The sequence below is a fragment of the Rheinheimera sp. WS51 genome, assembly GCF_050936095.1.
GTDB lineage: Bacteria > Pseudomonadota > Gammaproteobacteria > Enterobacterales > Alteromonadaceae > Alishewanella.
In genome coordinates this window covers 1-18809 of the sequence record NZ_JBOTRC010000017.1, presented here as the reverse complement: position 1 = coordinate 18809, position 18809 = coordinate 1, and the positions used below count along the sequence as shown (strand labels likewise).

Sequence of the window (18809 nt, the reverse complement as noted above, 5' to 3'; positions counted from 1 at the left end):
ACTAAGGCCGCGTTGAGCAATTAGTCATAGCTGAAGACATCACCGCCATGCATATCAATCATTTCTAGGGCTTTACCACCGCCACGAGCAACACAAGTTAGCGGATCATCAGCAATAACAACAGGAATGCCGGTTTCTTCCATCAATAGGCGATCTAAATCACGTAATAAGGCACCGCCACCGGTTAACACCATGCCACGCTCTGAAATATCTGATGCTAATTCAGGTGGGGATTGCTCTAAGGCAACCATAACAGCACTAACAATACCTGCTAATGGTTCTTGTAGCGCTTCTAAAATTTCGTTACTTGTTAAAGTGAAACTACGAGGTACGCCTTCGGCTAAGTTTCTACCTCTAACTTCAATTTCTAACACGTCGTCGCTTGGATAAGCAGAGCCAATTTCTGTTTTAATGCGCTCAGCTGTCGCTTCACCAATTAAAATACCATAGTTGCGACGAATATAGCTGACAATAGCGTCATCAAATTTATCACCACCAATACGCACTGAAGATGAATAAACGACACCATTTAAAGAAATAATAGCAACTTCAGTGGTACCGCCACCAATATCAACCACCATACAACCGGTTGCTTCAGACACAGGTAAGCCAGCACCAATAGCGGCTGCCATAGGCTCGTCTATTAAATAAACTTCTCTGGCGCCAGCGCCTTGAGCAGATTCACGTATGGCTCGGCGTTCAACTTGAGTTGAGCCACAAGGTACACAAACTAGCACTCTTGGGCTTGGCCGTAAAAAACTATTACTATGGGCTTGACGAATAAAGTGCTGCAACATTTTTTCGGTTACATAAAAGTCGGCAATAACACCATCTTTCATCGGCCGAATAGCTTTAATATTGCCTGGCGTACGGCCTAGCATGCGTTTTGCTGCATGACCTACTGCTGCGACACTTTTAGGGCCGCCAGCACGCTCTTGACGGATTGCAACTACCGACGGTTCATCTAACACTATACCTTGGTCTTTGACATAAATAAGGGTATTCGCAGTACCAAGGTCAATGGATAAGTCGTTTGAAAATAGGCCACGCAATTTATTAAACATGAAAAAACCGGATCCTTATAAAGCTAAAATCTGTACTGCTACGTTTAACAACACGTCAATTATGACGCATTAACAAATATGGCGTTTATTCTATGTAACTCTATGGCCAGTGAATAGCCTTATCTTACATTTTTCTGAAATAAACCGGCTTTAACAGTTATTAACGCCCAATTAAGGCAGTTATCACCGTCTGCACCCGTTAGGCTGTGCTTTAGTGAAAAAGTTCGCGCCAATAAATTTGCCGAGGGTTTCCTCTAAAGCGACCAAAATGAATATCAGCTTGGGGTTGCTGACTAAAACCACTACTCGCATCTCGCCAATTATAACGCAACCAAGGCTCAGTGTTATATTGTAATCGCCATTCGCCTTGTATATTTGGCGCCTTAATTAATAAACTGCTGGCGGGGAAGACGCCTTGATCAATATTTCCAGCTGAGCCAACTAACGTTAACTCGGAACTGCCGGCGATGGTGTTACATTGATCGCCAGAGCTTGGAGAAAAAGAGCAGCTTTGGCCAGCAACAGGATCAGCCGGTCCAGTAATGACAGTGCAACTATCTTGCTTATTTAAAATAAATTGGTCGCCTTGCCAATATTCAGTGTAAAAGCTTAATGGCATGGCGACATCTTCTGGACCAAAAGCATTATCTAACACTAAACGGCCAAAGCGTAACTCAGTAGGACTACTGCTAATTATGCCATCAGCGCTACTGTGCAGTGTTACGCCATCACTATCAACAGGTGTGGCATATAAATCTAACAGCAAGGGCGCACTTAAAGCACTAGGCTTAGTTGCATAGTGAGTACTTACAATATCCGCTTCGCCTAAATGCCAATTGCCTACCGGTGTCATATCCCCCTGTTGCAATACTGAGTCTGTTGGTAGGCTCGGTGCACTATAACGCAAGCCGACACTCGCCGTGGTGTCAGTCCACTGGTTTATATTAAGCTTAGCAAAGCTGTCTTTGTAGTTTTGAGTAACAATACCGCTAGTATTGACTGCTTTTATATTAAAGCTAGTCGTAAAACCTTTTTGGCCAAAGTAACTAAAAGCAGCGCTACAGGCAGGAATAACCGAACCTTGAGTTAAAACGTAATGATCAGGCACAAACCGACCTGTTGCGGCACTTGCCGCTGCCGGTATAGGGTCGGCCATGGTTAAATAATTTAACGCCGGCGTATTAAATGTGAATATACCAACCTCTGAAACGCTTTGGCTAAGTACAGCTTGGCCGTCGATATTGGCAGTATGATTATAACTAGATACCGCTATGGTTCCTAAGTTACCGGGGCTAGGCGCAACCAGTTGATGTTGCATGGGTATATTGACCATAACGAAGTTAGGCGTGACAGCATTACTACAGGCATCCGCATTACTACCATAGGCTCTGGCTGTAATAGTTAAATCAAAACGTTCTCCGGCTTTTTTAAACTTAGCGCAGCTGCTATCAGCAGCACTGCATTCACCTTGAGTTTGTATACATAAGGCTGCAGGTCGGCGAATAAATTGATCTGCTCCTTGCATAACAAGGCCAGTATCATCATTAGCCGCAGAGCCGTTATAGCGAGCATTTAACTGTACTTGTCCTGCATCAGGGTAGTTTATTGCCATTGCCGCTTCACCTTGGCCATTAAAATTTAAACTCACCTTAGTTGCAGCCGCGCTATTTATGCCAACATTAGTTGTATTCACCGAAACAGGTAAGGACACAGGCCGGCCAGTTGCACCTGGTGTTATATAGTCACTCCAAAACGCGACATCACGTGTGACATCAGCAAAGGCGGGAATGCACTGCTGGCTAGTATCACTTTTACGCACGGCCTTAATTAGCACATTCGTTTGCTCTAAATTAGCAATACCGTCGTTAATATCAAATACAAAGCCACTGTCAGCAAAGTTAATGGTGCACGAAGCTTCATTTAAACCGCCTGCGCCAGCACGACATAAAGTGCGGCTTAGTGGTTTAGTACTGGGCACCGAACTCGTTACCCCTATAGTTACATTACCCGCTGCCGGTTGGCGCAAATCGACTACTGTACTACCACCACTGAAGCTAATCTGATTCCCTCCTACCCAGCCGCCATTCGTTAAGCTTGCTGGGCTTAAATCGGCAGTAACAGGTTCAGTAACTAATTCAGTACAAGCTGCATTTTTACATGCGCGCACAGTAAAGCTTTCTGGAGAACAGGTTAAGGCTTGGCCACTATAATCAAATTCAAAGTGATCAACTTGTTGGCCTATACCAAAAGATTGTAAAGCACAAATAGACAAATTATCTAATTCATGAATATTGGTTGATCCGCCGGTAGATCCAGTAAGCGATAATAAAAAATTCTCAGGCACAGGCGCTTGCCCTGTTGCACTTTGGGCATTAAAAGGCGCGATAAGCTCTTGAAAGCCAGAGCCAGTATCGCGAAAAACTGAAACTAAAGTTTGATTAGCAAGGGTTGAGTCAACAACAAAACGATAACGATGCGGTGAACTTTGATTGCCATCTACAGCGGGGCTAAGGCAGTTAGTATTAACGTTAGTTGTGCCATTATTACAAGTACCACGTAAATAACGGTAACCGCTAGTGCCTGAGCCTGAACCGCGAATTACGACAGATTGGCGACGACGGCCGATACTGCCAACTCCACCTTCGTTTGAGAAGTTACCATACTCATCTAAGCCAAAACCTAACCAGCCACCAGCAAAGCCAGAGATACCAGACTTATAGCCATAACCAAGCGCACCGCCAAAGGCACCAGGCTGTGGGGTTACTTTGGCATCAGATAACACGACAGCTATACCATCGGCACTAGAGCCGCCATAAGCCCAGTAATCAAACTCAATAACTACTAAGTTATCTTCTGCTGGGTATAAGCGTTGATAAGTGGCCGAGGTTGCTTGGTTGGTTCTTGCTTCGGTTAAGCGTAAGCGACCATTCACTACTTGAGGGAGGAAGGTTCCACCACTCGTTGCGGTTACCCAGCTATCAGATAAATCAGCGCTGCTAAAGTCATCGGCTAAACATTGTAAACCGGATGTTGGACACTCTCTTATTTCACCATCAGAGTTTCGTTGCTCCAGTTGCAATTGATATAACTGCTGCACTTGGCTGGCATTAATAATTTCAGCGTAAATTTGTACTTCATCTAATTGCGCATTTAGATAGTTAGCGCCAGAGCCGTTGGTATACAATACACGGCCTATATCATTAAATGTTGTGGTTACAGTGCCTTGTTGCGATGCTAAACTTCCACTTCTATCTAAGGTTCCATCGATAAAAATTTGAAACTCACCATTAGCTGCGTTTCTTGTTAATACTACATGCCTAAACCGACCATTATTAATGCTGCTGTTAGATTTTGTCGCGGTAAAATCATTACCTTTAGTTAAACCTATTTTACCACTCGCATCTATCCAGCCCCAAAAAATGTCATCAGCACCGCCACTTTGCTCAACACCTGCCACAGCAGGAGCCCGCCAACCAGCGTTATCTCCCGTTGCAGTTGTTTTTATCCAAAAGCTTAATGAGGCTGTGCCTGTTAAAACCGATAAATCATTTAATCTTACATAGCTATTATTGCCGCTAAACTCGCCAGCGCGACAAATTTGACCTTGGTCTATAGTATTTGCATTAACTGCAACTCCATGGTTACTACCAATACTATCTAAAACTTCATCGGCAGAGCCATTCCATGTAAGTTGATCAAAGCGGTACTCTGCTAGAGGTGACGGCAAAGGTGCTGGCTGATCGCACACCACGCCACCCTCAATATTAGCAATACTTGCTGGTCGATAATTAATAGTCGCGCCACTGCTAGCAACACTTCCTTTTGCTGTTACAGCACCATTAATAACGACATTATTATTTAAAGAAATAGCTCCGCCAGCCAGGATAAAGCCATTCACTTCAGCGTTATTATTAATGGTTAAGTTACCACTGACGACGATAATTAAATTTTCTGCAGGCCCACCAACATTAAGTTGAGAATTATTGCCTATAGTTAAATTGCCATTGATAAATAAACGGGCCGTTGCTCCTGTCGTCGTGCGCTGAGTGTTATTAGAAATAGAGTATGATGCCGGAGAATTATAATAGTAATCACCCGGTACAAGCGGCTGAGGAAAGCTTTCATTAGGTGTGTCAGGAAAGGGCACACTAGTAGGATTAGCGCTATTTGATGTTACAGCCTGCGACCATAAGTCAGTGCACTGCATCGCTATCGCCGCTTGGCTAAAGACTAATAAAAATATCACTAATACTCTAAGTATCATTAGCGCACCTCTAATTGTACTGTGCGCTGAGTTTCAAACTCACCTGCAACGCAGCTTGCGGTGCTAGTTACTTTAAACAAGGGCGCTTCTCCAGCTACAGCATAACTAACGCAACTTATTGCTGTAGTGCAACCTTGCAAAGCTGGCGTAAAAAACTGCTGACTAGCACTTAAAGCTGAGCAGTTTTGGGTGGCTGCTGATAACGGAAATAGCTCTGTTAAAGCAATTTCCAAACCACTTTGCGCTGCAAATAAGGTTCGACTGCCCTGCACTTCATAAACAACGGTTTCACTGCTGCTGATTAATAACCTAGCAATACCTATAGTCAGCGCCAGCATAACCACAATAACAAAAACAGCAATCACTAAGGCACTGCCCCGCTGCCTTGGCAAGTTAAGCTGCAAAGGTTGCTGTACCTTATTTGGCTGTTTAAGGAACATTAGGAATATGCACCTCATAATTGAAAAACAAATCACTCCCCTCAGGGCCAAATACCAGTAGCATATTAACCACAGCATTACGGGTTAAAACCGCAGGTAGAATTTTAAATTCAGCCCGACGCACGCTTTCTGCCATTAACACTCCAGAGCCTATGATTGGTAAGCCCGTATTATAATTATGCCCCACTAAACGGCGTATTTGGCCATTAGCAGCACAGTAACTCACTGGCGGATCCACTATGTAAAACCGCTTTTGTGGTGACTGGTGTTCAAAGCTATGCGGACTATTCAAGCTTAGCTTAACTGTTGCACCTTGCGCTGGCGTTGTTATATCTGCGCTATTTGTAACCACTGCGCCACTAAGCTCTATTCTAGCGTTACTTGTTGCATAGTAATCACTTGGGTTAAGCGGATAAATTAAAAAAGCTTTGTTTAGCAAGCCTGCTTGCCAGTTATATAAATTAAGCTCAAGCTTGGCGTGGTTATCAGGTTTAATGGGGGCGACAGAGTAAAAGCCGGCAGCCGCAACGGGCGAAAATTCTATACAACTCATTATCCCGGCTTGTTGCTGCACTCTTATGCTATTAGGCGCTGCATTGCGTAACTCTCGTAACATTCGCTCGGCAACAAAGCGACTTTGACCTAATAGCTGCTCGCGTTGAGCGGTATCGCTATACATAGAAGCGCCTATGCCTATATAACTGGTTACGCCAACGGCTAAAATAGCTAACACCACTAAGGTAATCACTAGCTCTATTAAGGTAAAGCCTCGATTTTGCATTACCAATTTCCTTTTAACGCAGAAAATTGAATAGGCTCACCATTAGGTGTTGTTACTGTTAGGGTAATCACTTTTAGCTGCTCTGCGCCTATAGCTGCCCCGGAAGACAAGCTTAAATCTGCCGCTGTAGCATAACGCACCGCAACAGAAACTTGATAGTTACGATAATACTTTTCGCGCTCGCCGGCATCGTCAATATAAGCTAGGGCATCGGCTAATGAGTTTACAGCAATAAAATCATCGACATCATCAAATTGCAATCGCGTTTCACTGCCATCTGGGCCAAAATTAGCTTGGCTAGTACAGGCTAAAGCGCCAGCTTCATTGCAGCGTAATAGGCTACCACTTCGGCTGCTGTTTTCATCAAAAGAGCGCGCTAAAATTTCATTCATTAAACTCTGGCCAAGTTCTGTTGCCCGTACTTGATGCCAAGGATCGGTGCTTTTAATAAACAACGGGCCTAATACTGATGTCACTAAGGTTAAGCTTATCGCTAACACCACAATACCGATTATCAGCTCGATTAAAGTTACCCCTTGTTGCAACTTTTTATAGCCTAACATGGATGAATATAGCCTTCTGATTCAATGCAGATTGCTAAGGTTACCGCACCTTGCACTCTAATTTCACATTGGCCGCTAGCACAGCTATCTAATGGCTTACCACTGCTATCAAACTTAATGCTTTGGTTAAAGTTGATGGGGATAAGTGTCATTGCCGAGTCTCGACTTGAAATGCATAGATGGGTCGCATCGTTTTGACAACTAGCGCTGCCAACATAAAGCTGCTTTGCAATAACATTCACAGCAGCAGGCGCACAGCTAGAACACTGCATGCTTTGCATTTGCACTCGGCGTAGAATATTTAAGGCTTGATCACGGTATAAATACTCTTTCACTCCGTCATCAGAAAAAAAACGGGGCACTAAGCTAACTGCTAGTACCCCGACCAGAACTAGCACCACAATCAACTCTACTAGGGTAAAGCCTATTTGGGTGCGCGGTAGTTTCATTGTATTATATCGCTAAATTAACAACCAGTTGACACTATAGTGATAGCCGGTTTAGCGCCTTCACTTGCTGATTCAGCATATTGCACATAACAGGCTCCAGTAGCAGTAACGGCAGTGGCATTTTCACCTATTCTCACCTCAGAGCCTTCAAGTACCACTGCAAAGTCTGTCAACTCAGCCGCAGCTTCTATTGCAGCAACTGTTGCTACAGGATAACCATAATGGATATCCACACCTTCTACGTTAGGTGAGTCAGCTTTTGCTGTTTTTTGTAACCCAGCAATAATAGCCTTACCATAAATTAATGAACTAGCTGACTCTAAAGAGCCCTTCACACCCTGTAACACTGACTTACGCGCATCAGTACCAAAATCTAAAAACTTTGGCGCTGCTGTTACAGCTAAAATGCCTAATATAACAATAACTATAATTAACTCTATTAATGTAAAACCTTGATTACGTTTCATAGTACTTCCTCTATTAACTTAAATTAGTTTTTAAATACGTTTACTTTGCCTGAAGCAGGGTTATAGATAAAGCCATTACCTGGGGTGCTGGCTCCTGTAGGTGCCGAGCTTAAACCACGCAAACTGATTACTTGGTGGTAATAACACTGGTTAGCGTTAGCACGAGCGTATATTTGAAAATTACCATTTTGAAATTGAGCAGGCGTTGCAGTTGCAGCCGGAGCTGATTGCAAAATATTATCTAAAACCCATAAACAGGCAGCATCATTAACATTAGCAATAGTCGTATTACCGCTGGCACCATTATTAGTTGGGTAACCGCCACTACGACTCGCATCGCCGCCATCGACCCCCACACTTATACCATCATAATTTACTGTGGCTTTAACTGTGCCTTGGCCTGGTCGGCCTTCAACTTCCCATTGAGCCCGCACTAAGCCTACTGCGCTAGCAAAGCCGCCAGCAATGCCATCAAGAGAGGCTTTTTCAGCATCATCAGTCACATCTAAAAAACGAGGTAAAGCGGTAGCCGCCAATAAACCAAGAATAATAATGACTATAACTATTTCAATTAAAGTAAAACCAGTTTGTTTTCTCATCATTTGTTCCTGTATCCACCTGTTATTATGAGTATATCTATTTTTTGGCTAAATTCACGACTTAGTTCTTTTTTTATCAAATTAGCTGCCATTAATTTGTGCCTTTATAGGCGTTTAACATATCCCACATTGGGGTAAAAATACCTAAAGCTAGTATCAATACCATACCCGCTACTATTGATATTAATATAGGTTCTATTTTGGCAGTTAGACTTTTTAAATCAAACTCCACTTCACGCTCATAAAAACCGGCAACTTCCGTTAGCATAGCATCCATAGCACCGGTTTCCTCACCTACGGCTATCATTTGTAGCACTAAGGGGGTAAACATATTACTTTGTTGGCTTACTCGTAACAGGCCTTCGCCGCGTTCAATATTGCGCCGCATTTCTCGTATTTTTTCACCTAAGTAATCATTATCTACTGTATCGGCTACTAGGTTTAAAGCTGAAGTTAGAGGCACCCCCGCTTTGAGCATCATGCCAAAACTACGCGAGAAACGGCCTAACGTTGCCCGATAGATAATATCACCAATAATAGGCAAAGAGAGTTTCCAGCGGCCCCAGCGTAGGCTACCCGCGGGCGTTTTAACGTAGTAACGCACAGCAAAAAAGGCACCAATTAGGCCGGCGATAATAAAAGGCCAATAGTTAACAAAGAAACGCGAGCTAGCCAGCAAGGCTTTAGTTGACCAAGGTAGTTCAGCATTAAAACGAGCAAACATATTCGCAAACTGAGGGATTACCGCTAAATTTAGAATAAACATAGCGACAAATAGGGCAAAGATAACAAATATAGGATAACGAGTTGCTTGTTTAATCTGTTTACGGGTATCTTGCTCGCGCTCAAAGTAATAGCTTAACTGCAGAAAAGCCTCATCTAAACGACCGGTGTTTTCCCCTACATGCACTAAGCTAATCATTAATCGACTAAAGACAGCAGGGTGCTCGGCTAATGCACTCGACAAGTTATGGCCACTTTCAAGCTGGCTTACTACTTCAAGCAATACCCGCTTTAACAATTTTGAGTTAGTGCTTACTGACAAGCCTTCAATAGCACGGATAATAGGAATGCCCGCTTTCATTAACGAGTACATTTGCCGCGAGAATATAATTAATTCGGTTAAACTAACCGATTTAACCCATATGTTATCTAACGAAAATGAACTTGACCCGCTTGCCTTATTTAGCTGGATGCTAATTGGAATAACGCTACGTTGTCGCAACATATCGGCCGCTGCAGCTTCACTATTAGCATTCAGGGTTCCACTGACAGCGCTGCCCTTAGCATCTCTTGCGGTATAGCTATATTCTGCCATAGCTAACTCTGATCAACCGAAGGCGTTGCAGCTAACTCAACATCTAAATCTAGATATTCAGATACGCGAATAACTTCGTCTAAGCTAGTTAACCCTTGTTGAGCATAATCTAAAGCCATAGTGCCCAAGCTAACAAAATCTTCACTGGCATGGGCAATATTACTAAAGGCTTCTGTATCACCTCGGCGTAAGGCATCTGCTAACGGTTTGGTTATCACTAACAATTCAAACACCCCCATTCGCCCTTTGTAGCCTGTATAGTTACACGACTGGCACCCCGCACCATGCCAATAAGCAGCACCAGTATCAGCATTAGCATATTTTAACCAGCTAATTTCTTGCTGATCCGGTTGGTAAGGCGCTTTACAATATTGGCATAAACGCCTTATTAAGCGCTGGGCAATAATAGCTCGTAAAGCACTAGCCACAAGATAAGACGCAGCGCCCATATCAATTAACCGCAAGGTACTCGTAACAGCGTCATTGGTATGCAAAGTAGATAATACTAAGTGTCCAGTTAATGCGCCGCGCAAGCCCATTTCGGCGGTTTCTTGGTCGCGCATCTCACCCACCATAATAATATCGGGATCTTGTCGTAAGGTGGTGCGTAACACATTGCTAAAGGTTAAACCAATTTTCTGATTAACCTGTACTTGGTTTATTCGTGGTAAGCGGTATTCTACAGGATCTTCTACCGTAATAATTTTGCTGCCTGCTTGGTTTAATTCGGTCAGTAAACCATATAAGGTTGTTGTTTTACCCGAGCCTGTAGGCCCTGTGACTAAAATCATGCCATGCGGGCTTTTAATGATACGCCGTAACTTAATTAGCAAGTGCTCTGGCATACCGGTTTTTTCTAAGCCCAATAAACCGGCAGATTGGTCTAACAAACGCATAACGACCGACTCGCCATATTGCACAGGCATTGTCGACATACGAACGTCTATTTGGTGTTTTTTTACTGTAATTTGGAATCGGCCGTCTTGTGGCAAACGCTTTTCTGAAATATCTAAATTTGCCATTAGCTTTAGCCTTAATACTAAAGCCGAAGCAATACTGACTTCATTAAGAATACTTTCTTGCAAAACACCATCTATACGCTGGCGGATCCGTAGCACTTTTTCATCTGGCTCAATATGAATATCAGAGGCTTTTACTTGTACCGCATCTTCAAAAATAGACTGTAATAGTTTTGAGATAGTGTTATCTGCATCCGCTTCTTCTTCAAAGATATTAAATTCAGCGACGTCATCAGTGCTATATTCGGCTTTTAATTGCGTCGCAAAGGTTTCAATATCTTTAGTCCGTCGATATAAGTTATCAAAGGCGCTAATTAATTGGCTTTCACGTACAACGGCTAGTTCAACTTGTTTTGGCGCTAGCAGGTCAGTTATTTGGTCTATTGCAGCAAGATCAGCAGGATCACTCATACCGACAACGACACTTTCGCCTTTATCTTCTAATACTAAGGCGCGAAAACGTCGCGCTTGTACTTCGGGTAACAGCTTAACGGTAGAAGCTGGAATTCGTGCTTGAGCAATATCTAAAAAAGGTAAATTAAGCTGTTGTGCCAAAAATTGTAATAGTTGCTGTTCAGTCAGCACTTCCATTTCAATTAAGGTTGCGCCTAACTTACGGCCATTTTGTTTTTGATGATCTAACGCTTCGGTAAGCTGTTGCTCAGTGATAATGCTTTCATGTACCAGCAAATCACCTAAGCGCATTTTTAATCGAGTTCTTTGCATGAGCTACTCAGTTACTATCAAACGCTGTTGAATATATTGTCGACTAGCAGCTGATAATTGCTGCCCCCACTGTAAAGCCTGCTGATAATGCTGATAAGCCTGTTGTTGCTGCCCTAAGGCTTCAAATGAAATAGCAGCACCTAACCACCACTTGGCTTGCTGTGGCTGAACCGTAATAAGTTTACTAAACCATTGTTCTGCAGCACGATGCTCGCCTAGCTGCTGTAGAACCGTGGCTTTTAAGCCATAATATTCTGGCTGCTCGGTTAGTAAAAATGTTGCTGGCAAATACCTATCTGCAAGCTGCCATTGTTGTTGCTCAATAGCTTGTTGGGCTAATAACAACTGAATTTCACTATTTACTACACCATTCTCCGTCGCTAGTATCAAGGCTGAGTGCGCTTGGTCATACAGCCCCATATTTTGTAATATTCGCGCCTGGGCCAAATAAGCATCAGCTTGCTGTGGCTGCTGCTGGGCAAGTTGTTGCCATAATAATAACGCCGTTCTTATTTGTCCTGCTTGTTCGGTCGCTAAGGCTTGCTGGGCTAAATTATGCTCAGTATTCGCACGGATAACGGCAAGCTTATTTATTGCATTCTCAACCGGCGCAGCTGTTTTTACTTTTGCGATATCCGGCTTAACAATCTGCTCTGGCTGCGGCTCTATTTTTTGACTCACCGTTTGTTCAGAGGTCAGCCTAGCTTGTGGCAAGCTAGCGGCTATCTCTATTACCTTCGCAACCTCTGCGCTATGCTGCTGCATGGACCCATTATTAGATTGACCATTTAATTCACTATTAGCCGCTGCACTGTCCGGCTTAACTGGCTCTATTATTGCAGCAGTCTCTTTTTTAGTCGCTGCAGCTTGTAACTTAGTGCTAGCAGGGCTGAATAAATAGTAATAACCCAAGGTTGCTATTAGCACCGCTAGCAAAATTAACACTAGCACTTTAAAGCCAGATCCAGTTTGGTATGGCACTCTAAGTTGTTGTGTCGCTATAGTCTGCCTATCTTGGCGCTGTTCTAAATCACGCAACATTTTATTAATTACGCTCATGTTATTAACCCGTCATAAAAAGCAAATAGCACATAAGCTGCAAGAAATATACTTGTTACAAGGCCATACCACCATAATGAGGCTTGTTTAACATTATCAGTATCGCGCGCAGCTTGCCAAATATGGCTTAAGCCAACACGAGCTTTACCTTCACCATAAGCTAACAACAGCCCTTTATGCGCTAAAATGTTCACGAGCCTAGGAATGCCACGACTATATTTATACAAACCGTTAATGGCGAGTCGGCTGAACAATGGTTTTTCTGTACCCGCTAAACGAGTACGATGATTAACATAACCCCTAACTTGCGAGCGAGTTAATAACGCCAATCGGCAAGAAAACGTGATTCGCTGTTGCAATTGACGAAACCGATAAGAATATAGCCTTTTGTCTAACTCGGGCTGACCAAATAACACAACCTGCAACAACTTACGCTTCTCGGTTTCTAAATTAGTTAGCAGACGTAAAGCTTCTAAGGTGTCATCTGGCAGGGCTTGAGCCTCATCAATAAGCACTATAGGTTGCTTGCCTTGCGCCGCCAGTGAGACTAACTGGCGCTGTAACAGAGGCAATAATTGCCCTGGCTCAATATTACTAGAGAACTTTAAGCCTAACTCTAGCGCTAACGCCCATTTTAATTCTAAAGGCGTTAAACAAGGATCAGGTATATAAGCTAACTGCCAATGCTCAGCCGCTTGTTGTAATATTTTCCGACACAACAAGGTTTTACCGCTGCCCACTTCTGCACTGATTTTAATAAAACCCTCACCACTGTTTAGAGCCAGAGTTAATACATCGAGTACATCGTGGTGCTGCTCTAGATCAACAAAAAACTCTGTATCTGGTGTTAAACCAAAGGGCATTTTTGTTAAACCAAAGTGCTGTAAATACATTAAGTTATCTCGGGTACCAATCTGACATTTGAATAGATGATTGGTCAATTTGCTCTGCCCATACACCTGTTTCTACTACTGTTGGTTTAAGTAAAATAATCAGCTCTTTTTTCTTATCTAGTTTGTTTTTACTAGTAAATAGTTGGCCAAGTAACGGAATAGCACTGAGTACTGGCGTCCGTGATTCGCTATCACTAGTCACTGTTTGCATAAGGCCGCCTATCACTACTATTTCACCACTACGGGCGCGAATAATGGTATCTGATTCGCGAATATTACTTTGGGCCAGTGGCAGTACTATTTCTTCATTACTAAAACGAATCGTTTTATTTTGCTCCGATGTTTCTGTGACCGAAGGGTGAACATGCAAAATTACACTGCCATTAGCATCAATTTGTGGTGTAACATCTAATGCGATACCAGAGAAAAACGGCTGTAGCGAAATATTAGGTGAGCTTGTGGTACCACCGGCACCAGTTATAGTGTCATTACTAATATTAGTAACAAAATATTCGTCTTGGCCAACTTTAATTACTGCTTTTTGATTATTCATTGCGCTAACTCTAGGGCTAGATAATACTTGTGCATTACCTTGAGTTTCTAGCAAATTAATAACAGCGCTAAAGTCTGCATTACTTACCGAGATTGCCGATACCCCACCTAGTGAAGATGTAATAGCATTGCTAGCTATTACACCGCTAGTGCTAAAGTTAAACCCGGTATTACGCAAATTCATAATGGCGTTTTGCCAATTTATCCCTTGCTGATACTCATCATTTAATGTCACTTCAATAATCTTGGTTTCTAGCACAACTTGACGCTGCAAATGCTGCTCTGATTGACCTAAATAAGCCTTAACTGCTGCAATCTCTTCTGGCATACCGCGCACAGTAACTAAACCAGCTTGTGGTGTAATAACCACCATCCGATCCGTACCATTACCTACTAGAGTTTTAACCGCTTTTTCTAAGCCTTGCCAAAAGTCAGTTAAACTTTCACTTTGAATAGTACTACCATTAAATTGCTGTTGGGTATTTTGTGCTTGCGACTGACTCTGGTTATTAAAACCATCTTGATTAAAGCTAGTTTGCGTCGAGCTATTCCTATTATTTTGGTTTTGATTATTATTCTGATTATCTTGCGATACCCCACCAGAATTAACAGCGATAGACGAAAAACCTTTTCGTTGTAACATTAAATAATTCACCGCTATAGTTTCGGTGCGTAAGCCTGCTGGGTGAATTTTATAAACTAAGCCTTGCTGTCTTATATCAAAGCCATATAGCTGCTGCACTATAGTCATCACTTCTGGCAAGCTAACCTGCTTAAGTTGTAAGTTAATTGTACCTGTTACATTTGGATGCAGAACCACGCTGTAGGGCGTATCAGCAACTAAAGACTGGAAAAAATCATTTAAAGCAACATCTGAAGCGGCTATATCAAACCGAGGCAATTGAGGCGCAGCCGTTACCTTGTTGCTGGTTAATAAATCTTGCATAACCGCATTAGGCACTAGATGCTTATTTGTTTGCGCTGAAGCCGCTTTAGTATCAAAACTCGCTTTTTGCAGCTGCTGCTGAGCTTGCTTAGGAACTTGCGTAGGCGTTAATGCTTGGCAACCAACCAATGCTAATCCTGCGCTAAAACTGAAAAACTGTAAAATACGCTTATTATTCATATTGTTTGATCGCTGTATTGTGTAAATTTAAAATCTGTCGATTGCCATTACGCTCAATAACAACCTGCTTAGCATTAATTTCTAATACCTTGTAATTAGCCAAAGACTGACCTTCTCGCACTAAGTTGCCGTCGATAATAGCTAACCAGCCACTGCCATTTTTTTTTATTAGTTGTACTTTTAATGACTGATCTACTGCAGTATTTTTCTGCACCAAGGCATTAGCGTGTTTTCCCCAACCCGCGGCAGGCTGGGTGGGATCTGCGTTACAACTAAAGCAAATAAGTAACAAGCTAAAGCTTAATAATATTTTCATGTTCACTCACTGTAACTAACTCTAACGTCATCACTGCTGCCGGGTGGGTTAATACGCTATATTCTAATTGCTTCCATTCAACCACCCAAGGCAACTGCTCTATCTGCTCCAATGCTTGGACTAAGGATTTAAAATTGCCCGTTAATTGTAAGGTTATACTATGTTGATACAAAAGCGGCGCGGTATTTTCGGCTTGGCCAGCAAGCATTAGCGGCTTAGATTGTGCTGTAGTCAAAAGTTGCAGCTGCACGCTAGAGCTATTTTCTAGCATATTTTGTATTAAGCTAACCATTTGATCGGCACTAATAAAATGCTGAGTGCTTTGTTGTATTTTCTGACGCAATATATTTTTTTCACGCTGCAACAGAGTTAACTTATTGCTATGTTCGGCATCAATATCAATAGAAATTTGCTGTAGCAACAGCGACTCTTGCTCATTTAAGCGGGTAATCTGCTGCTGTAAGTCAGCATATTTAACTCGTTGTTGTTGCCAATTTTGCCAGGTTGGTTCAACGAGTAAAATAAATAATAGCCAACAGAGCAAGGCCAAAAAGCCCCAAAATATTAAACCTTGCTCTCTAGATTGTAAGGATAGGAACTTAGACTCTAATTTTTGTATATCCGCCATTATTTAGCCCCTTTGTCAGCACTTAGCACAAAGTTAACTGCAGTATCTTCTGGTATTTGCGACACACTGACATGACTAAAATCTTGGCCCTGAAAATAGTTAAACTGGCGCAATTTGGTTAGCCAACGGGTTACAGAGACAGGTTCAAGCGCTACCCCTTGGAAACTACTGTTACTCTGATTTAATTGAAAAGCTGTTAACCATAAACCTCGATCGTGGATCCGATCAAGATGCTGTAATACAGGGCTATAAAGTTGATCCGACTGTTGCTGGCGGTTATTAAGAAATGTCTGTAGCTTTTGCAGCTGAACAAGTTCAGTCTTTGCACGATCAAATTGTTCAACCAAACTAGCCGTAGGTTTACGCTGTTGTAATGCTTGTTGGTAAAGCGTGACAACGTCCATTTTATCTTGAAGATCCTGCTCTTGCTTGGCTACTTTATTTTCAACAGCAGATAATTGATAAAATAAAACGGCACAAATCATTATAAAAACAGCAAAAATAAAGGCACTCGAGATTAACAGCCGTTTAAGAGTATAAGTATGGCGAACCGGAAATAAAATGGCTTGGTATAAATTAATACTCTGCTTCACGAGCTAACCTCAGCTAAAATTTGTGGCAATATCGCTAATACAGCCCAATATGAGGTTAACTCAGCCTTGTTAACATTATCAGGCAAGGGAGAAAACTGTAATGGTTCAGTTCGGCTATAACCATTAGTTTTTAGCTGTTCAACCATAACTGCAGCTTGGTTAACAACTAAATATATATCTCGTACCGGCGGCTGCTTTAACTGGCTCTCAAAATAATCCATAGATCGCTGCAATTCTAATAATAGGTTATTAATAACATCATACTGAAGCTCATCCGCTGTAATGTCAGATAGTCTATTAAAACCACGAGCGCGGCGGGAAAAATAGATAACACCTTTTCTGACAATTTGAATCAATAAGTCTTGGCCGGGCTGATGCATGACTAACATTGTCGACTGATTGGATTCTATAAGTTGGCCCGCAAGTAACCATTCTTCAGGTTGAATTGTACTAATAACTTTACCGTGACTATCAATATGCTCAACTAATGCTTTAAGTGTAGAAAGCCTGCTCACTACCACATTTATTTTAGGATTCTGCGCATTGACTTCAGGTAACTCAAGGTAATCTACAACCATATCATCGGCCGGTATCTCAACCAGATCTTTAACTAACCAAGGCAAGGCTTGAAGCATTTCATCAGGGTTAACTGCTGGCTTGTCTAATTGAATAATCTGATAGCGATCAGGCGACAGCGCAATATGCAATAAACAGTATGTTGGCAGTAAATCTAATACCCTAGTTAGGGCTTGTTGCCAGTTATTATTTTCTATTGTGATAGTGTCAATGGTAGATGCAGATAAATTATGCTTCGAAGGAAGTATAAGAAAACGAATCGATGCCGAAGAAAGATGGAGAATAGCCTGAGCCTTATTATCCGCTGGAGCAACCTTAAGCATTTGAAGTAACTTTCTTAGCATCACGCTACCTTTTACTATGTTGATAATTGTATACTAGTTAGCACCTAACACTTGCTTAATGTAACACATTAAAATGCTACAAGATTCTATCCATACAACTATTAATAAACTATTCTGGCAGCAGCTGCAACACCCCCTACTGAACCAGCAAAAAAAACAACTATGGATAGCCTCTTATCAAGTGCAACCTGAACAGCTTTCAGGAAACAAATGGTGCAAATTAAAATATCATTTAGCAAAGGTTGTTGAAAATAATAAGCAAGGAATTGTTACTTTCGGTGGCGCTTTCTCCAATCATATCGCAGCAGTCGCTGTCGCTTGTCAGCAAGCTGGCATGAAAAGCCTAACCTATTTACGTGCCGATAGCCTAGATACAAATAACCCCACAATACAATTTTGCTTAAAGCAGGGTATGGAGTTCAAGTTATTAACTAGAGCAGAATATCGACTGCGTAACGAAGACAGTTTTTGCCAGCAACTTAAAGGAAGACACCCAAACTTGTTATTGGTACCAGAAGGGGGAACCTCTGAAGAAGCAAAGCGTGGCATTGCAGAACTTAAATTAACAGACACTCCTTGCGGTAAAGCAGATTTAATTGTGTTACCTACAGCAAGTGGCGGAACACTTGCAGGAGTTATAGAGGGCAATCCAATAGAAATACTAGGCATAGCAACAGTAAGGGATGTGAGTATTCCAAAACGAATAACAAGCCTGCTATCAGAGCATGCGCATAGTAACTGGACTGTATCTATGGAATACACTGACGCCGGCTATGCTAAATTTAGCTCTGAATTACTAAATTTTTGTAAAGAGATGACTCAATATAAAGTATTTGTAGAGCCTATATATAGCGGCAAAGCATTATATGGATTATTTAAGTTAATTGAGCAAGATAAACTAAAAAACTATTCAACAATTACATTCTTTCATACCGGTGGATTGCAAGGCCTTGACGGCCTGAGATACCGTAATTTGATAAGCAATGAAGATTATTTATTGCTAACGCAAAACAAATAATTTTATCCAGGCCA

General features: G+C 42.1%; 18 protein-coding genes. 1 reads left to right on the top strand and 17 read right to left on the bottom strand.

The annotated features are described in order from the left end of the window. Positions 1-20: 20 nt before the first annotated feature. From ACRCA4_RS13805 to ACRCA4_RS13725, 17 genes are all read right to left on the bottom strand, one after another. Positions 21-1064, bottom strand: a complete 1044-nt coding sequence (locus tag ACRCA4_RS13805; protein ID WP_433189800.1) for a rod shape-determining protein — start codon at positions 1062-1064, stop codon at positions 21-23. Positions 1065-1275: 211 nt separating this feature from the next. Beyond that, positions 1276-5328: a DUF6701 domain-containing protein gene (locus tag ACRCA4_RS13800; protein ID WP_433189797.1), complete on the bottom strand. Its 4053-nt coding sequence runs from the start codon at positions 5326-5328 to the stop codon at positions 1276-1278. Beyond that, positions 5328-5768 (bottom strand): type II secretory pathway component, encoded by a 441-nt coding sequence (locus ACRCA4_RS13795; protein ID WP_433189794.1) that lies wholly within the window; start codon positions 5766-5768, stop codon positions 5328-5330. The genes ACRCA4_RS13800 and ACRCA4_RS13795 overlap by 1 nt, the downstream gene beginning before the upstream one ends. After that, complete coding sequence (locus ACRCA4_RS13790; RefSeq protein WP_433189791.1) at positions 5758-6549, bottom strand: PilW family protein; 792 nt, start codon at positions 6547-6549, stop codon at positions 5758-5760. Before ACRCA4_RS13790 ends, ACRCA4_RS13795 begins: the two co-directional genes overlap by 11 nt. Further along, a complete protein-coding gene (locus tag ACRCA4_RS13785) occupies positions 6549-7112 on the bottom strand; it encodes a type IV pilus modification PilV family protein (protein WP_433189788.1) in 564 nt (187 codons plus the stop codon). Before ACRCA4_RS13785 ends, ACRCA4_RS13790 begins: the two co-directional genes overlap by 1 nt. Beyond that, positions 7106-7561: a prepilin-type N-terminal cleavage/methylation domain-containing protein gene (locus ACRCA4_RS13780; RefSeq protein WP_433189785.1), complete on the bottom strand. Its 456-nt coding sequence runs from the start codon at positions 7559-7561 to the stop codon at positions 7106-7108. The genes ACRCA4_RS13785 and ACRCA4_RS13780 overlap by 7 nt, the downstream gene beginning before the upstream one ends. Before the next feature lie 17 nt (positions 7562-7578). After that, on the bottom strand, positions 7579-8028 hold the full coding sequence (locus tag ACRCA4_RS13775; RefSeq protein ID WP_433189783.1) for a prepilin-type N-terminal cleavage/methylation domain-containing protein: 450 nt from the start codon (positions 8026-8028) through the stop codon (positions 7579-7581). A gap of 23 nt (positions 8029-8051) precedes the next feature. Continuing rightward, entirely contained in the window at positions 8052-8627 is a 576-nt protein-coding gene (locus ACRCA4_RS13770; protein WP_433189780.1) for a prepilin-type N-terminal cleavage/methylation domain-containing protein, read from the bottom strand. A 91-nt stretch (positions 8628-8718) separates the two neighbouring features. Then, positions 8719-9945: a type II secretion system F family protein gene (locus tag ACRCA4_RS13765; RefSeq protein WP_433189778.1), complete on the bottom strand. Its 1227-nt coding sequence runs from the start codon at positions 9943-9945 to the stop codon at positions 8719-8721. Between the two features lie 2 nt (positions 9946-9947). Further along, positions 9948-11690, bottom strand: coding sequence for a GspE/PulE family protein (locus ACRCA4_RS13760; RefSeq protein WP_433189775.1), 1743 nt, complete (start codon positions 11688-11690; stop codon positions 9948-9950). 3 nt (positions 11691-11693) lie between these two features. Then, positions 11694-12749 carry a hypothetical protein gene (locus ACRCA4_RS13755; protein WP_433189772.1) on the bottom strand — a complete coding sequence of 352 codons (1056 nt, stop codon included), beginning with the start codon at positions 12747-12749 and terminating at the stop codon, positions 11694-11696. After that, a complete protein-coding gene (locus ACRCA4_RS13750; RefSeq protein ID WP_433189770.1) occupies positions 12746-13690 on the bottom strand; it encodes an ExeA family protein in 945 nt (314 codons plus the stop codon). Before ACRCA4_RS13750 ends, ACRCA4_RS13755 begins: the two co-directional genes overlap by 4 nt. After that, on the bottom strand, positions 13647-15320 hold the full coding sequence (gene mshL / locus ACRCA4_RS13745; protein ID WP_433189767.1) for a pilus (MSHA type) biogenesis protein MshL: 1674 nt from the start codon (positions 15318-15320) through the stop codon (positions 13647-13649). The genes ACRCA4_RS13750 and mshL overlap by 44 nt, the downstream gene beginning before the upstream one ends. Beyond that, entirely contained in the window at positions 15313-15636 is a 324-nt protein-coding gene (locus tag ACRCA4_RS13740; RefSeq protein ID WP_433189764.1) for a hypothetical protein, read from the bottom strand. The genes mshL and ACRCA4_RS13740 overlap by 8 nt, the downstream gene beginning before the upstream one ends. Beyond that, entirely contained in the window at positions 15614-16264 is a 651-nt protein-coding gene (locus tag ACRCA4_RS13735) for a hypothetical protein (RefSeq protein ID WP_433189761.1), read from the bottom strand. Before ACRCA4_RS13735 ends, ACRCA4_RS13740 begins: the two co-directional genes overlap by 23 nt. After that, positions 16264-16857: a PilN domain-containing protein gene (locus ACRCA4_RS13730; RefSeq protein WP_433189758.1), complete on the bottom strand. Its 594-nt coding sequence runs from the start codon at positions 16855-16857 to the stop codon at positions 16264-16266. Before ACRCA4_RS13730 ends, ACRCA4_RS13735 begins: the two co-directional genes overlap by 1 nt. Continuing rightward, on the bottom strand, positions 16854-17777 hold the full coding sequence (locus ACRCA4_RS13725; RefSeq protein WP_433189755.1) for a hypothetical protein: 924 nt from the start codon (positions 17775-17777) through the stop codon (positions 16854-16856). Before ACRCA4_RS13725 ends, ACRCA4_RS13730 begins: the two co-directional genes overlap by 4 nt. Positions 17778-17850: 73 nt before the next feature. Here ACRCA4_RS13725 and ACRCA4_RS13720 point away from each other — a divergent pair, with 73 nt between their 5' ends. Further along, positions 17851-18795 (top strand): 1-aminocyclopropane-1-carboxylate deaminase/D-cysteine desulfhydrase, encoded by a 945-nt coding sequence (locus ACRCA4_RS13720; protein ID WP_433189752.1) that lies wholly within the window; start codon positions 17851-17853, stop codon positions 18793-18795. The last annotated feature ends 14 nt before the right edge of the window (positions 18796-18809 follow it).

Excerpts from the sequence above, each read along its gene's own strand:
- ACRCA4_RS13740 (WP_433189764.1), bottom strand. The coding sequence starts at position 15,636 with ATGAAAATATTATTAAGCTTTAGCTTGTTACTTATTTGCTTTAGTTGT.
- ACRCA4_RS13770 (WP_433189780.1), bottom strand. The coding sequence starts at position 8,627 with ATGAGAAAACAAACTGGTTTTACTTTAATTGAAATAGTTATAGTCATT.
- ACRCA4_RS13790 (WP_433189791.1), bottom strand. The coding sequence starts at position 6,549 with ATGCAAAATCGAGGCTTTACCTTAATAGAGCTAGTGATTACCTTAGTG.
- mshL (WP_433189767.1), bottom strand. The coding sequence starts at position 15,320 with ATGAATAATAAGCGTATTTTACAGTTTTTCAGTTTTAGCGCAGGATTA.
- ACRCA4_RS13755 (WP_433189772.1), bottom strand. The coding sequence starts at position 12,749 with ATGAGCGTAATTAATAAAATGTTGCGTGATTTAGAACAGCGCCAAGAT.
- ACRCA4_RS13795 (WP_433189794.1), bottom strand. The coding sequence starts at position 5,768 with ATGTTCCTTAAACAGCCAAATAAGGTACAGCAACCTTTGCAGCTTAAC.
- ACRCA4_RS13720 (WP_433189752.1), top strand. The coding sequence starts at position 17,851 with ATGCTACAAGATTCTATCCATACAACTATTAATAAACTATTCTGGCAG.
- ACRCA4_RS13760 (WP_433189775.1), bottom strand. The coding sequence starts at position 11,690 with ATGCAAAGAACTCGATTAAAAATGCGCTTAGGTGATTTGCTGGTACAT.
- ACRCA4_RS13775 (WP_433189783.1), bottom strand. The coding sequence starts at position 8,028 with ATGAAACGTAATCAAGGTTTTACATTAATAGAGTTAATTATAGTTATT.
- ACRCA4_RS13785 (WP_433189788.1), bottom strand. The coding sequence starts at position 7,112 with ATGTTAGGCTATAAAAAGTTGCAACAAGGGGTAACTTTAATCGAGCTG.
- ACRCA4_RS13780 (WP_433189785.1), bottom strand. The coding sequence starts at position 7,561 with ATGAAACTACCGCGCACCCAAATAGGCTTTACCCTAGTAGAGTTGATT.
- ACRCA4_RS13765 (WP_433189778.1), bottom strand. The coding sequence starts at position 9,945 with ATGGCAGAATATAGCTATACCGCAAGAGATGCTAAGGGCAGCGCTGTC.
- ACRCA4_RS13725 (WP_433189755.1), bottom strand. The coding sequence starts at position 17,777 with ATGCTAAGAAAGTTACTTCAAATGCTTAAGGTTGCTCCAGCGGATAAT.
- ACRCA4_RS13805 (WP_433189800.1), bottom strand. The coding sequence starts at position 1,064 with ATGTTTAATAAATTGCGTGGCCTATTTTCAAACGACTTATCCATTGAC.
- ACRCA4_RS13800 (WP_433189797.1), bottom strand. The coding sequence starts at position 5,328 with ATGATACTTAGAGTATTAGTGATATTTTTATTAGTCTTTAGCCAAGCG.
- ACRCA4_RS13735 (WP_433189761.1), bottom strand. The coding sequence starts at position 16,264 with ATGGCGGATATACAAAAATTAGAGTCTAAGTTCCTATCCTTACAATCT.